15 protein-coding genes are annotated in these 13,551 nt (G+C 49.6%); 5 read left to right on the top strand and 10 right to left on the bottom strand.

Annotated elements, in window-relative coordinates; translation table 11 throughout:
• Positions 1–10 precede the first annotated feature (10 nt).
• Positions 11–1,327 (bottom strand): dicarboxylate/amino acid:cation symporter, encoded by a 1,317-nt coding sequence (locus ACJJIL_RS22725; RefSeq protein WP_445362026.1) that lies wholly within the window; start codon positions 1,325–1,327, stop codon positions 11–13.
• 74 nt (positions 1,328–1,401) lie between these two features.
• Here ACJJIL_RS22725 and ACJJIL_RS22720 point away from each other — a divergent pair, with 74 nt between their 5' ends.
• The 4 genes from ACJJIL_RS22720 to phoR all read left to right on the top strand — a co-directional run bounded on the left by ACJJIL_RS22720 (position 1,402) and on the right by phoR (position 5,236).
• A complete protein-coding gene (locus ACJJIL_RS22720; RefSeq protein WP_445360830.1) occupies positions 1,402–2,079 on the top strand; it encodes a chorismate--pyruvate lyase family protein in 678 nt (225 codons plus the stop codon).
• Positions 2,076–2,957 carry a 4-hydroxybenzoate octaprenyltransferase gene (gene ubiA / locus ACJJIL_RS22715; RefSeq protein ID WP_445360829.1) on the top strand — a complete coding sequence of 294 codons (882 nt, stop codon included), beginning with the start codon at positions 2,076–2,078 and terminating at the stop codon, positions 2,955–2,957. The genes ACJJIL_RS22720 and ubiA overlap by 4 nt, the downstream gene beginning before the upstream one ends.
• Positions 2,958–3,067: 110 nt before the next feature.
• Positions 3,068–3,772, top strand: coding sequence for a phosphate regulon transcriptional regulator PhoB (phoB, locus tag ACJJIL_RS22710; protein WP_108735044.1), 705 nt, complete (start codon positions 3,068–3,070; stop codon positions 3,770–3,772).
• A gap of 84 nt (positions 3,773–3,856) precedes the next feature.
• Positions 3,857–5,236, top strand: a complete 1,380-nt coding sequence (gene phoR / locus ACJJIL_RS22705) for a phosphate regulon sensor histidine kinase PhoR (RefSeq protein ID WP_444915157.1) — start codon at positions 3,857–3,859, stop codon at positions 5,234–5,236.
• A gap of 12 nt (positions 5,237–5,248) precedes the next feature.
• Here phoR and ACJJIL_RS22700 read toward each other — a convergent pair whose 3' ends face one another.
• The 4 genes from ACJJIL_RS22700 to ACJJIL_RS22685 form a co-directional block, all read right to left on the bottom strand.
• A complete protein-coding gene (locus ACJJIL_RS22700) occupies positions 5,249–5,608 on the bottom strand; it encodes a hypothetical protein (protein ID WP_445360828.1) in 360 nt (119 codons plus the stop codon).
• A gap of 2 nt (positions 5,609–5,610) precedes the next feature.
• Positions 5,611–6,222, bottom strand: a complete 612-nt coding sequence (locus tag ACJJIL_RS22695) for a DUF938 domain-containing protein (RefSeq protein WP_444918609.1) — start codon at positions 6,220–6,222, stop codon at positions 5,611–5,613.
• Positions 6,219–6,995, bottom strand: a complete 777-nt coding sequence (gene yaaA / locus ACJJIL_RS22690) for a peroxide stress protein YaaA (RefSeq protein ID WP_445360827.1) — start codon at positions 6,993–6,995, stop codon at positions 6,219–6,221. The genes ACJJIL_RS22695 and yaaA overlap by 4 nt, the downstream gene beginning before the upstream one ends.
• Positions 6,996–7,074: 79 nt before the next feature.
• Positions 7,075–7,554 (bottom strand): DUF4265 domain-containing protein, encoded by a 480-nt coding sequence (locus tag ACJJIL_RS22685; protein ID WP_108735048.1) that lies wholly within the window; start codon positions 7,552–7,554, stop codon positions 7,075–7,077.
• A 72-nt stretch (positions 7,555–7,626) separates the two neighbouring features.
• Between ACJJIL_RS22685 and ACJJIL_RS22680 the strand changes: the two genes are divergently transcribed.
• Positions 7,627–8,913 carry a M48 family metalloprotease gene (locus tag ACJJIL_RS22680; RefSeq protein WP_445360826.1) on the top strand — a complete coding sequence of 429 codons (1,287 nt, stop codon included), beginning with the start codon at positions 7,627–7,629 and terminating at the stop codon, positions 8,911–8,913.
• A 57-nt stretch (positions 8,914–8,970) separates the two neighbouring features.
• Here ACJJIL_RS22680 and ACJJIL_RS22675 read toward each other — a convergent pair whose 3' ends face one another.
• The 5 genes from ACJJIL_RS22675 to pstB form a co-directional block, all read right to left on the bottom strand.
• A complete protein-coding gene (locus ACJJIL_RS22675) occupies positions 8,971–9,915 on the bottom strand; it encodes a putative porin (protein ID WP_445360825.1) in 945 nt (314 codons plus the stop codon).
• Between the two features lie 596 nt (positions 9,916–10,511).
• Positions 10,512–11,312, bottom strand: coding sequence for a putative porin (locus tag ACJJIL_RS22670; RefSeq protein ID WP_445360824.1), 801 nt, complete (start codon positions 11,310–11,312; stop codon positions 10,512–10,514).
• A gap of 292 nt (positions 11,313–11,604) precedes the next feature.
• Complete coding sequence (locus ACJJIL_RS22665) at positions 11,605–11,919, bottom strand: antibiotic biosynthesis monooxygenase family protein (protein WP_445360823.1); 315 nt, start codon at positions 11,917–11,919, stop codon at positions 11,605–11,607.
• Positions 11,920–12,002: 83 nt separating this feature from the next.
• Positions 12,003–12,704 carry a phosphate signaling complex protein PhoU gene (phoU, locus tag ACJJIL_RS22660; RefSeq protein ID WP_282930610.1) on the bottom strand — a complete coding sequence of 234 codons (702 nt, stop codon included), beginning with the start codon at positions 12,702–12,704 and terminating at the stop codon, positions 12,003–12,005.
• 23 nt (positions 12,705–12,727) lie between these two features.
• The gene (gene pstB / locus ACJJIL_RS22655; protein WP_282934617.1) at positions 12,728–13,537 is read right to left on the bottom strand and encodes a phosphate ABC transporter ATP-binding protein PstB; all 810 of its coding nucleotides are present in this window, start codon (positions 13,535–13,537) and stop codon (positions 12,728–12,730) included.
• Positions 13,538–13,551 lie beyond the last annotated feature (14 nt).

The following is a 13,551-nucleotide window of genomic DNA, read 5'->3' as shown; positions in this document are numbered from 1 at the left end:
GGAGAGCGCCCTAGTGGGCGCCTACTGTGTTGTTGTCGTTAATGCTGACACTTTTGTAATTGGCATCGTAGTAAGTCTCTTCGTCCAAGGCACCTTCACTCTTCGCCACCACACTACTTACTACCGCATCACCTGTAATATTGACCGCCGTGCGCACCATATCCAGCAGGCGATCTACGCCGATCACAATGGCAATCCCCTCGAGCGGCAGACCCACCTGCTGCAATACCATACCCAACATAATCAGGCCGACGCCGGGCACCCCAGCAGTACCGATAGACGCCAGGGTCGCAGTCAGGATCACTGTCAGAAAGCCAGTCAGGCCGATCTCAATACCAAAGAATTGGGCAATAAAGACCGTAGCCACACCCTGCATAATCGCAGTGCCATCCATATTGATAGTCGCGCCTAAGGGAACTGTGAATGCAGCAATTTTATTATCCACACCCAGGCGCTTCTCTACCGTCGACAAAGTCACCGGGATAGTGGCAGCAGAGGAAGCGGTACTGAAGGCGAAAACCATGGTCGACCACATTTTCTTCAGTAGCTCTAAGGGATTGAGCCCACTCAGCAGCTTCAGAATCACCGAGTAAGTCCCCAATGCATGCAGAAGCAGGGCACAAAGCACGACCAGGAAATACTTTCCGAGTTGTACCAAACCTCCAAACCCAAGGTCGGCAAAGGTTTTCGCCAACAGCGCAAAAACGCCATAGGGGGCAAATACCATCAATACACCAACCATGCGCAAAACAACGGTATTGAGGTCATTAAAGAAAGCGGCAATACGTTGACCCGGTTCGCCACAGCGGGAAATCGCATAGCCCATCAACAAGGCAAATACGATAATCTGCAGCATATTTCCCTCAGCCATAGCAGCTACAGGATTGGTCGGGAATATATTGACCAGCACCTCGGAAAGCGGTGGGGACTCCTTCGGCACAAATGTTGAAGCGGCTGCAGCTGCAGTCTCATTAACACCAACTCCGGGCTGAAAGATCAATGCCAGACACAATGCCAGAGTAATGGCGATGGCCGTTGTCACCATATAGAGAAGGACTGTTTTACCCGCCAGCGGCCCAATTCGGCTGCCTTCCGACAGGGCACAGGCTCCGCTGATCAGAGAAACTAGCACCAAAGGCACCACCATCAACTTCAGCGACGCGATAAAGATACGGCCGATAACATCGAACAGGCCTTCAGTCAGATAGAGATTAATAGCACTGTTCACACCAGCACCGAACAGCTGGCTCATATTCAAGTAATTAAATAAACACCCCACGGCAATGCCCGCAAGCATTCCCACTAAGATTTTGGTAGTAAGCCCCATAACAAGCTTCTCTTTATGAATCGTTGTTTTCATTGCAGTGAGCACTATATCCATTGCCGTGCTGGGGAGCAAAAATGCAACAGGGAGAGACCTGTTGCCACCGGCCGGGATACAATGGGGCCTTTATCCAGACTGCGGAGTTATCGTTGCACCAATCACCATTTGTGCCCTCTGGCGATTGGCAGAGTTTGCCTCTTGAAACCCAGCAGCAACCACCCAAAAATCTGGTGCCCTGGCTGACCTATTCCGGATCACTCACCGCCGCTCTCAAGCAGCAAAGTGACGGGGACTTTTATGTTCGCGTGCTCTATCAGGGTTGGCAGACACCTCGCCCAGAAGAATACCTTGTACTGGGGTTACACAGTGGTAGCCGGGCTCTGATTCGGGAAGTACTGCTCTACGGTTGCGGACAGCCCTGGGTGTATGCCCGCAGCGTTTTACCCGAGCGCAGCCTGCAAGGAAAATCTCGCAATCTGCGCAGCCTGGATACTCGTCCGCTGGGGGAGCTGCTGTTTAGTGAACCGGGCATTCGCAGGGGGGAGATCGCCCTAAATTTGCTGCAGAAATCCCCTGGCTGCGCCGATCGTGAACTTGGGGAAAAGGATTCTGAAGTCTGGGGTCGCCGCTCGGTATTCTGGCTGCGGGACAAGCCTTTACTGGTGTCAGAGGCTTTTCTTCCCAACTTCACACCGACAGGTGACCCCATAGCGCAAGAAGCTGCCAAAACTATCGCAACTGAGGATTCACTGTGATCAGCCAACAGATCGCACAACGCTGGCCCACCGCGCTGCCCTACTGGCAATTGGCGAGGATGGACAAGCCCATAGGTTCACTGCTGTTACTCTGGCCCACTTGGTGCGCACTATGGCTAGCCGCTGAGGGATGGCCGGGCTTTCACTTGTTTATCGTATTCACACTCGGTGTGATCCTGATGCGAGCGGCTGGCTGTGCAGTCAATGACTTCGCCGATCGCAAAATTGACGCCCATGTAAAACGCACCGCAGAGCGTCCCCTGGCCACCGGCGCACTGACTCCAAAGTCTGCATTGGCGCTTTTCGTCGGGCTCAGCGCTACCGCCTTCTTACTGGTACTCAGCACCAACACACTCACGATTCTCCTCTCGTTTTTAGCTCTGGCTCTGGCATTCGGCTATCCCTTTGCAAAGCGCCACACACACCTGCCCCAGATGGTTCTGGGCGCCGCCTTTAGTATGGGAATCCCCATGTCTTTCGCAGCGGTTACAGGAGAAGTGCCAGCAGAGGCTTGGTTGCTCTATACCGCCAACCTGGTATGGACCCTGTGCTACGACACTTTCTATGCGATGGTGGACCGCGATGACGATCTTCAGATCGGCGTTAAGTCCACCGCCATTTTGTTTGGGGAGATGGACAAGGTCATCACCGGAACCTTACAACTTTTAGTTCTAATAGCCCTGCTGCTTATTGGATCAAGGTTCTCACTCGGTATTTTTTACTACTTGGCGCTATTGCCGGTTTGCAGTTTATTCATTTATCAGCAGTGGCTGATTCGGGACCGAGGGCGAGAGGGCTGTTTTCAGGCTTTTATCAACAATAATTGGGTAGGGTTTGCCATTTTCGCCGGCATATCGCTGCATTTTCTGCTGAATTGAAAGATGAGTGGGCCCCAGAAGTGGAGCGTCATATATTTGTCATATAAATCCCGTTTAATCCTCGGCCATAACTGGGGAAACCCTGACAACAGAGCGGGTATGGCAGGCAAATGCACAGTAAAACGATCCTGATTGTCGATGACGAATCCGCAGTGCGCGATATGCTGCGGGTCGCACTGGAAATGGCAGATTACCGCTGCCTTGAGGCGGAAAACGCCCAGGAAGCTCACGCCCTGATTATCGACGAGAAGCCCGACTTAGTGCTGCTCGACTGGATGCTGCCGGATGTTTCCGGGGTAGAGCTGGCAAGGCGCCTCAAGCGCGATGAACTCACCACCTCGTTGCCGATCATCATGCTCACGGCAAAAGGTGAAGAAGACAATAAAATCAAAGGGTTAGAGACCGGGGCCGACGATTACATCACCAAGCCTTTCTCCCCCCGGGAGCTGGTTGCACGCTTAAAGGCCGTACTGCGCCGCGCGGGCCCGGCAACCCCGGAAGAACCGCTCAGTGCCGGCGCACTGATATTGGACCCACTGAGTCACCGAGTCACTATCAAAGGGCAGCCGGTGGATATGGGGCCAACAGAATTTCGCCTGCTCACCTTCTTCCTCTCCCACCAGGAGCGCGCCTATACACGCACCCAACTCCTCGATCATGTATGGGGTGGGAATGTCTATGTGGAGGAGCGCACCGTGGATGTCCATATCCGCCGTCTGCGCAAAGCCCTGGCCATTGATGGCCACGACCGCTATATCCAGACAGTTCGCGGCACCGGGTATCGGTTTTCTGTGCAAACCGCAGAAAAAGTGTGACAATCCTCTCTGGATCGGTACCGATCCCTGCAGAATCAAACCTCCGCGCTTAACGGGTGCGGGCCTGGTTCCATGAGGTATTGAATGCGGGCGGAAGAGGCTGTGCCACTGCCGCCATCTATCAGGCAACACGGCAACTCTATGTTGGATCGCAGTATTGGCGAGTTCTCGCGTTTCGTAATTATCGCCCTGGGGTGCACCATTCTCGGTGTCACCTCCGGCAGCTGGTCTCTCGCCCTGATTGCGGGATTGGCCAGCTACCTGATCTCAGTGCTGTGGCAACAGCAACGTTTCAACCGCTGGCTGGCAAACGGCAGACGCGGCCCAGCCCCAACCGCCTTTGGTATTTGGGGCGAAATCTACGACGACTTTTACCGTATGCAGCGGCGCCACCGCCGCGAGAAGCAGAAGCTGCACGTGATGTTACGCCGGGTACAAGACAGTACCAGCGCCCTGCGCGAAGGCATTGTAGCCCTGGAAGACGGCGATAACCTGGCCTGGTGGAACCCTGCTGCCGGTGAACTTCTCGGATTACAGGCCAGTGACTCCGGCCAGTCATTAGTCAACTTTGTCCGCGACCCTGGCTTTGTCAACTATATGCACAGTGACAACAGCGGGGAACCCCTCACTCTGCCCGCACCTGGCAATGAAGCCCGTATGTTACAGCTGGAAGTCACCCGCTACGGTAAAGATGAGGCTTTGGTCATTGTTCGCGACATCACCCGTTTACACAATCTCGAGCAGATGCGCCGGGATTTTGTCGCCAATGTTTCCCATGAGCTGCGCACCCCCCTCACGGTAATTGCCGGCTACCTGGAAACACTGCAAAGCAGTGATATGGCACCGCCTCCCTGGAGGAAACCCCTGGCTCAAATGGAGGAGCAGACTGGCCGCATGAGTACGCTGGTCAATGACCTGCTGCTATTGGCTCGCTTGGAGACCTCAGAGCGTAAAAGTGGGGATATGGCTGTATCAGTGCCAGAACTGATTGAGAGGGTGGCCCAGGAAGCCCGCAGCTTCAGTGGCGATCGGCATCATCATATCGAAGTTGATTGCAAAGGGGATTGCTACCTCAATGGAGACCCCGGCGAATTACACAGTGCTTTTGCCAACTTAGTATTAAATGCAGTGAAATACACCCCCGAAGAGGGCGGAATTCAATTGCGCTGGTGGCAGGATGACAAAGGCGGGCACTTTTCCGTAGAGGACAATGGTATCGGTATCGATTCGATCCATATTCCCCGCCTGACTGAGCGCTTCTATCGAGTTGATCCAGGCCGCTCACGGGACAGTGGCGGCACAGGTCTCGGGTTGGCGATCGTTAAGCATGTGTTGCTGCGACACAATGGAGAAATGAGTGTAGAAAGCACGCCCGGGCAGGGCAGTCTCTTCACGCTTCACTTTCCGCCAGCAAAGCTGGCTCAAAAACCAGCATCCAGGTTGAGTTCTGAAGCCGCTAATTAAAGCGGCTTTCGATTACTCCAGTTCCTGCAGTTCTACTTCTTTACCGTCTTTGACATAGCTGGCCGTGCCCTCTTTACCCAGAGCGTTTGCTTCCCGGCGCAAAACCAAATGGTGCAACTGCAAATCCCCATCGCGCAGCAGTAGGTGCTCATTGCCCTCATCATCGGTAGGCAGGGCCTTAACACCAATGAGGGCATCTCGCAGAGCGCGCAGCTTGGGCACATCGCGATAGCGATTCAAGTCATTCGACAAACGGGCTTTCATGCGCTCACTCTCATGCAGTGCCGCCGCTGTCTCTCGGTATTTGGCAAAAAAGAATACCGCTCCAATGGCAAAAGCCACGATTACCACTATTTCCAACCACTCGGGCATGGTTACTCCTTATTATCGCTTTTGCGCCAGACCATTAATTGGTTATTGGCTGGCAGGTAATTTAGTTCTGCGCGACTGAACCCCGCACTCTCCGCCAGCTGATCGAGCCATTCGAGATCGCGAATCCCCCGCTTGGGGTCACGCTCCTTCAACTCAATATCAAAATCAGCATTAGTAGGGCCAAGAAACTCTCCTGCAATTTTCACGGGACCATAAACGATCAACAAACCTTCCGGCTCCAGAACATCGGCACTATGCAAAAAGAACTTTTGCACCAGTTCAGCCGACATAATATGCAAGGTGTTTGCAGTGAAAATAGCATCAGCCGAAATCTCGGGCCAAGAATCACCAACATCGAGCGCCAACGGTTGCGGCAGGTTGCTACTGGGTACCTCCGCCAGCCAGGACTTTACTGCCTCCAGCTGTTGCGATCGCTCTGAAGTTTGCCACTCAAGGTGCGGTAATTGCGGAGCAAAATATACTGCGTGCTGACCAGTACCACTGCCAACCTCAAGCACTTTACGACTTGAAGCCAACAGGCGAGTAAGTTGTTGGAGAATCGGCTCGCGATTGCGCCCGCAGGAGGGCGCATTGGGCAATTCAGTGCTGCTCACTGCGGCTCATCCCGGGTAAATACCCAATCCCACTCAGTGGACAAACCTGGGTTATAACCATAACCAGCCACATCAAAACCTTTCAGCTCTTCCGCCTTCTTTACCCTCTGATCAATCGCCCAGCGACTCATCATGCCTCTGGCTTTCTTAGCGAAGAAACTAATCATCTTATACTGACCATTTTTCAGGTCCTTAAAATGCGGGGTGATCACCTGAGCATCAAGCTTCTTGGTTTTGACTGATTTGAAATATTCATTGGATGCCAGGTTTACCAACTCGCGACTCTTCACGCCCTGCAACTGCGCATTCAATGCTTCGGTAATCTTATCTCCCCAAAATTCATAGAGATTCTTACCCTTGGCATTTTCAAATTTAGTGCCCATCTCGAGGCGATAGGGTTGCATCAAGTCCAACGGGCGCAGCAAACCATAAAGGCCAGAGAGCATACGTAAGTGCTTTTGCGCATAGGCAAAGTCCCGCTTACCCATAGTCTCCGCCTCCAATCCAGTATAAACATCACCTTTAAAGGCGAGCAGGGCGGGGCGGGCGTTGTTATCGGTAAACGGGCGCTTCCAAGTGTGGAAGCGATCGTAATTCAAGACGCCCAACTTATCTGAAATCTTCATCAAGCTGGAAACTTGCTGCGGGCTCAGTTCGCGCAACTCTTTGATCAGGGCTGCTGACTCTTTCAAAAAGTCCGGCTGGGTGGTTTCCAGTGAGGGAATATCACTTTCATAGTCCAGGGTTTTCGCCGGTGAAATAACTATTAACATCGGGTGCCTTCTCGCTTCGCTATCGCCTCAACCACACACTACCAAGCAATTGTGGCTGGCCCAAATATATCGCGGATGTTTACTCCGGCTTTAGAACGTCCTGCCACCAATTGAGTGGAGTCTGCCCGTCTTTAGGGTCATAAACATTGCCGTAATACCAAACGCTGTTAGCCCCATCGCAGGCACTGTTGAGGATCTCCTCAATCTTATCGAATCCACAACTGACATGAATGCTGTAGACCAATACGCGCGGTGCCTCCAGATCCAACTCGCCCCCGAGCTTCTCCAGCTGTGGGGTCAACTTATCAGACAGTTCCGTGCTATCGCCGCGACAAAAAATACGCACTGCCAAATTCCCCGAGCGCTTTACCAACTCAAATTGCTGGGTGTCTTTATCGACCTTAATGTAATCCCCACTGGCGATTCCCTTAATAAAGACAGGGGATCGCACCAGTTGGCAGCTATCATCCTCGCTCACACGAACCTGTAGCCGTTCCACAACAGGCTCACCTTCGGGGTTGTTGCCCGCAAATAACTCAATGACTTGAAGTGCCGTCATAAACCTCAGTTCCTGTACTGTGTACAATGAGTAACCATTCTAATGACTCAACATTATACAGGGAGGGAGGCAATGATCTCGCGTACCCAAGCGCTTACGGCATGTGTCGCGTTTTGGACAACCACGATTCTCGGAGGATGCGTTGTCAATCCAGTCACCGGTGAGAAACAGGTTTCGCTGATATCTCCGCAGCAGGAAGTTCAACTGGGGCAACAGCACTACGCTGCCAATCAACAGCAGCAAGGCGGCCAATACACCATTGACCCAGCCTTGCAAAACTACGTCAGCCAGGTTGGCCAAAAGCTGGCGCGGGCCTCAGACCGCCCCCAGCTACCTTACGAGTTTGTGGTTCTGAACAATTCGGTTCCCAACGCCTGGGCCTTACCCGGCGGCAAAATCGCTATCAATCGAGGCCTGCTGGTGTTACTCGATGACGAAGCTGAGCTCGCTGCCGTACTGAGCCATGAGATAGTTCACGCTGCTGCGCGACATTCCGCAACTGCGATGTCCCAACAACAATTACTGGGCGCAGGCCTGGCAATCGTGGGAGCTGCCACCCAGGACTCTGGCTACTCTGACTTGATTGCCACCGGGACTCAACTGGGGGGCTCCGCCTATATTGCCCGCTACAGTCGCGGCAATGAGTTAGAGTCAGATCAATACGGTATGAAATATATGGCCGCTGCGGGATATGATCCCCAGGGGGCCGTACGCCTGCAAAGAAAATTTGTTGAACTGTCGGAGGGGCGGCAAGCTCGTGGACTGGAAGCGCTCTTTGCCAGCCATCCCCCTTCCCAGTCTCGTGTCAGCGCTAATATCAAGCACAGTCAATCTCTACCCAAAGGGGGAATCACCAACCGGGCCTCTTACCAAAAAGCCATAGCGCAATTAAAGCGCGATGCCGATGCTTACAAGAATTACGATGATGCGGTTGCCGCAGCCAATGATAAAAAGTTTGACTCTGCACTAAAGCTGGTGAGAAAAGCTCAAAAACAGCAACCCAAAGAAGCTGCCTTTTTTGCGCTAGAAGGCGATTTATTCAGTCAAAAGAAACAATATAAAAATGCTCGAAAGGCATACGATAGTGCCATTCAAAAGAATCCGGCGCTATTTTCGTATTGGCTAAAGCGGGGAATCACTAATATCCAATTAAAAAATTATAGCTCTGCAGAGGGCGACCTAACCAGATCACTACGCTATCTGGATACAGCTTACGCTCACTACTACCTCGGCCAGACCTATGAGAGACAGGGAAATAAGCAAAGTGCTTACAAGCACTATCAGGAAGCTGCTGGGGCTGGAGGAGAAATTGGCACCATGGCACAAAACCGAATAAAAGCCATCACCAACAAAGGGTAAATAAATTCGATTTATAAATAAAAAGGGCCGTCTCAGACAGCCCTTTTTTAATTTTGCTTATAACTGAAAAATTACGCTAAGTTCGAACTTTTCTACATCAAGTTCAATAAAGGGAGTCAAAAAGCTAAGCACGGTATCATTTTCAAGATCCGGCATTACATCAAGCGTTGAGGTAGATCCAGCACGATAGGTATCACTACCAAAGCTGCGAATATTAATATTATCATCTGCCTCCATAGTGCTATAAGCAGCCTCTAAGGCAATATTCCGACTAAAGAAGTGAGTGAAAGCCAGCTTCATATCGTCTTTCTCGTCCAGTTTCATGCCAAACGGGGTGCTTTGTGAGAAGAAATAATCTGCACCGATCTGCCAATAATCGTCATCACCTTCATAGTCGGCATAAGAAAGTTCAGTGGTCAAATACCTCCCACCTCCCAGGCTTGTGAAATATTTAGAGGAAAAGACAGCCACATCCAGACCATCGTCACTGACAAAATCAAAACCAATATAATCAGCACCGCTCAACGGATAGTTGTATCGAAACTCAACATAAGTCTCTTTATCAGACTCAAAATCAGTATGGGAAAGTTCTAATAAAAAATTCGGGGTGAATAAATAGCCAAGAGCAACCGTGTCAATATTGCGATGATTAATTTCGGTCAAATCTAAACCAAAAATCAAACCATTTTGAGAAAAATACTCTCCGGTCACAGCGCAATTATCAGTATTATTATCTACCTCATTGTGGAAAAAGGCGGCCGATACATTGCTTACTTTGTTAATATATTCAAACTCTTTTAGGGGGCCTAGAGTTTCTTTTCCTGAAAAGTAATAAGTAGTTTCAGCTAAAAACTTATTGCCATCTAAATCGAACTTACCACCCAAAATGTCTAGATCATAATCCAAGCTAGAATAGCCAGCTGTAGTAATTGAATTATATTCCTCAGCGTCAGCCGTTACAGAGAGAAGCAACAGGGGAAGAACAGCGAGACTGAACCTCATTTCCAAAACCTTTCGTTAACATAATGATCTAAATTGGGGTGCGAATTCTGGCAAGAGTTTTTCACGGCGCAACAAATACTATTTGTATGAGATAACAGCATAGTCCATATATAAATGGACTATGCGCTAAATATGCATTATCACCAAACCTTGATGATTAAATTCACACATCAGATTCTCGATGCCCCTCACACTTAAATGATTCTATTGTACTAATAAGCAACCTTTTGCCTAGAGATACCTATCAATGAAACTCTTTTAACTCACTGGCTTTTACGAAACACTCGAATCGTCAACGCTCCCTACTGAAAGCCTTCACATGAACTACGCTAAATTTTGTAAGGAATATCTCTCCACAGAAGGTGACTTAAAGAGATTTCAGAGTTATTTAGAGGCCGTATTGTAAGAAAAGGATCCAGGTGAAGTACCTATAACTATTACATAGAAAAAGTTAGATCCAGAAAAAACTGGCACCAAGGTACAAAACAAGATTAAGCAGATAAGGTTGCAGAGGATAAAACTTAGTTACTCTAAGATATTTTCGATGTTATTTCTAAGTAAAGGGGGATGCCAATGATCCCCCTTCTTAAACTGGCTTACAGTTGTACTGTCAAACCCAGCTGATAAGTATCAAAATCTAAATCATCACTATTGGATATATAAGCAGCTTCAACAGCAATATTACGGTTAAAGAAGTGATTCATACCAAGCTTATATGTCTCTTGCTCATCAAACTCAAACTCAACTGAAGTGCGTTGGGTAAAGAAAAATTCAGTACCCAGAGTCCAGAAGTCATCTCCAGAATCATAGCTAGTATAGCTTAGCTCTGTAGTGAGATATTGTTCTCCTCCCAGATGAGCAAAATATTTGGAGGAAAGTGACCGAGTATCAGCCTCTTCATCTACAAAGAGGTTAAAACCAACATAGTCAGTCGAATTCAGCTGATGGTTATAGCGAGCATTTAAGGAAAGCTCATTATCACTATCATTATCAAAATGTTGTAGGCTCACCAAGAAATTTGGAGTGAACAAATAGCCTATAGAGAGCTCATCAATATTTTCGTCACCAATATCATATAAATTTGCACCCAGCACAAGCCCATTAGAGGCAAAATACTCACCGCCTACTGAGAAAATATCCGAATCGATGCTTCCTCTATTGTAGTGGGAAAAGCCTGCAGAAATATTGCTAACTTTATTTATATATTCAAACTCTTTTAGAGGACCAAGAGTTTCTTTACCACCAAAATAATAAGTAGTTCCAATATTAAAAGTATCAGAATCTGACTCGCCGAACTCCGTATCGGAGTAAACAGCTTTGGTAAAGGAGTTGTATTCCTCGGCACCAGCAGTTGCGGCAACAAGCATCAGGGGAAGAGCAGCAAGCTTGAATCTCATTTGATAAATCCTTCGTTAACGTAGCGATCCAAATTGGGCTGCGGATTGTAGCAAAAGTTTTATGGTGCGCAACAACAGCAAATTACACGATAAGCAATTAGAGCCAAATTTGCGGTAAAGCGAATATTTTTTTTCGACAAAAAAACTTATCAACCAGAAAAAAACAAATGCTGTAATTGGCTGTAATGCACCAAACAAATAAAATCCAGCTAAAAACAATAAAATAAAAAGTTTTATTTTGTTATTCGAACACATATTTATTCAGGCTGTGTTCAGGTTCAGTTGATTAACATCAATCACTATTAATATTTACGACCCATTGCGGGTCATAAAATTCCCCTATTAGATTAATTTTCACAAAAGGGGCCACGCTGGCAATGATTTCATCAATTTTTTTACTGTGCTCAGCTTGCATAGCATCCCGATCTTTTTTACATCGCCAGCTAGCAATGGCTATCAATACATTGGGGTCATCAATTTTTCGATGAAGTTCTGTGCCCATCGCTCCCGGGGAGCGCTGTATGATCTCGGAAGCGCGCAACCAAGCATCGGCATAATCCTCAGCTTTAAACCCATCTTGTAGATGAACTTCGAAGATAAATTTCATTCCCTGTATTACCTGACGACTAAGAATTAGATTCCAACAAAAAAAGGCCGCACTAGGCGGCCTTTTTAAATTAGCAAAGCCCTTTAGGACTTGCGCAGATTTTCCTGGTGCCCATGCCGGATATCAGCACCCTCCACCAGGTAAACAACCTGCTCACAAATATTCTTCGCATGGTCACCGATCCGTTCCAGTGAGCGCAGGGTCCACAACACATTAATGACCCGGGAAATACTGCGCGGGTCCTCCATCATGTAAGTTACCAGTTCACGTACGGCCGTACGGTAATCCATATCAACCTGCTGGTCCTCAGCAAGAGTTTGCAGAGCCGACTGCACATCGAAACGAGTATAGGCATCCAGGGCGTCATTGAGCATTTTGCGCACAGCATTAGCAATATGACGGATTTCGGTATACCCGCGCGGCGATGTACCTTCATCTGTCAGTGCTATGGCCATCTTGGCAATTTTGCTCGCCTCATCCCCAATGCGCTCCAGGTCGCGGGCAATTCGAATGACAGACAGCACCATACGGAGGTCGGATGCGGCCGGTTGGCGCTTGGCAATAATTAGCGTGGCGTGCTCATCCAGGGCCATCTCACTTTTATCGATGACTTCTTCAATACGCAGCACTTCCTCGGCCAGCTCACTGTCCGCATTGGCCAGGGCATCAACCGCATCGGCAACCTGGCGGGCGACCATACCGCCCATTTCCAGCATCTCTGTCTTTAAGCTTTCCAGGTCTTCATTAAATTGGCGTGAGATATGTTGATCGAAATGCATTTCCATAGTTTTCCCTCCGAGCAGGAACCTTAGCCGAAGCGGCCGGTGATATAGGCTTCCGTGAGTTCGTGCTCGGGATTGGTGAACACCGTTTCAGTATCGTTAACTTCCACCAAATGCCCCAAATGGAAGTAAGCCGTACGCTGACTCACCCGCGCAGCCTGCTGCATCGAGTGAGTAACGATTGCGATAGTGTAGTTCTGGCGCAGCTCATCAATCAGCTCTTCGATTCGCGCCGTCGCAATTGGGTCCAGGGCAGAGCAGGGCTCATCCATCAGGATCACTTCCGGACTCACCGCAATAGCGCGGGCGATACACAGACGCTGCTGCTGACCACCGGACAGACCCGTGCCCGGCTTGTCCAAACGATCTTTAACCTCATTCCACAGACCGGCGCGGCGCAGGCTGTTTTCTACGATCTCATCCAGATCGGCACGGCGGCTGGCAATGCCGTGGATTTTTGGGCCGTAGGCCACATTCTCGTATATGGACTTGGGAAAAGGGTTTGGTTTCTGGAATACCATACCGACGCGGGCGCGCAGGGGTACCACGTCCACTTTGGGGCCATAGATGGGGTCACCATCCAGACTTAACTCGCCCTCGACGCGACAACCTTCAATGGTGTCATTCATGCGGTTGAGGCAACGCAAAAACGTCGACTTGCCACAGCCCGAAGGGCCGATCATGGCAACCACTTCATTTTTTCCAATATCGAGGCCGACCGAGTGGATCGCCTGGGTTTCACCATAGAAAACATTCACATTGCGCATACGCAACTTGGCGGTGTCACAGAAGGGTTGGCCAACTGTTTCTCTAACATCAGCCCGATCATTCATCATTTGCCCACCCGCAA

The sequence above is a fragment of the Microbulbifer maximicatervae (SeqCode) genome (genome assembly GCF_052468095.1).
This window is presented reverse-complemented; position numbering and strand designations above follow the sequence as displayed.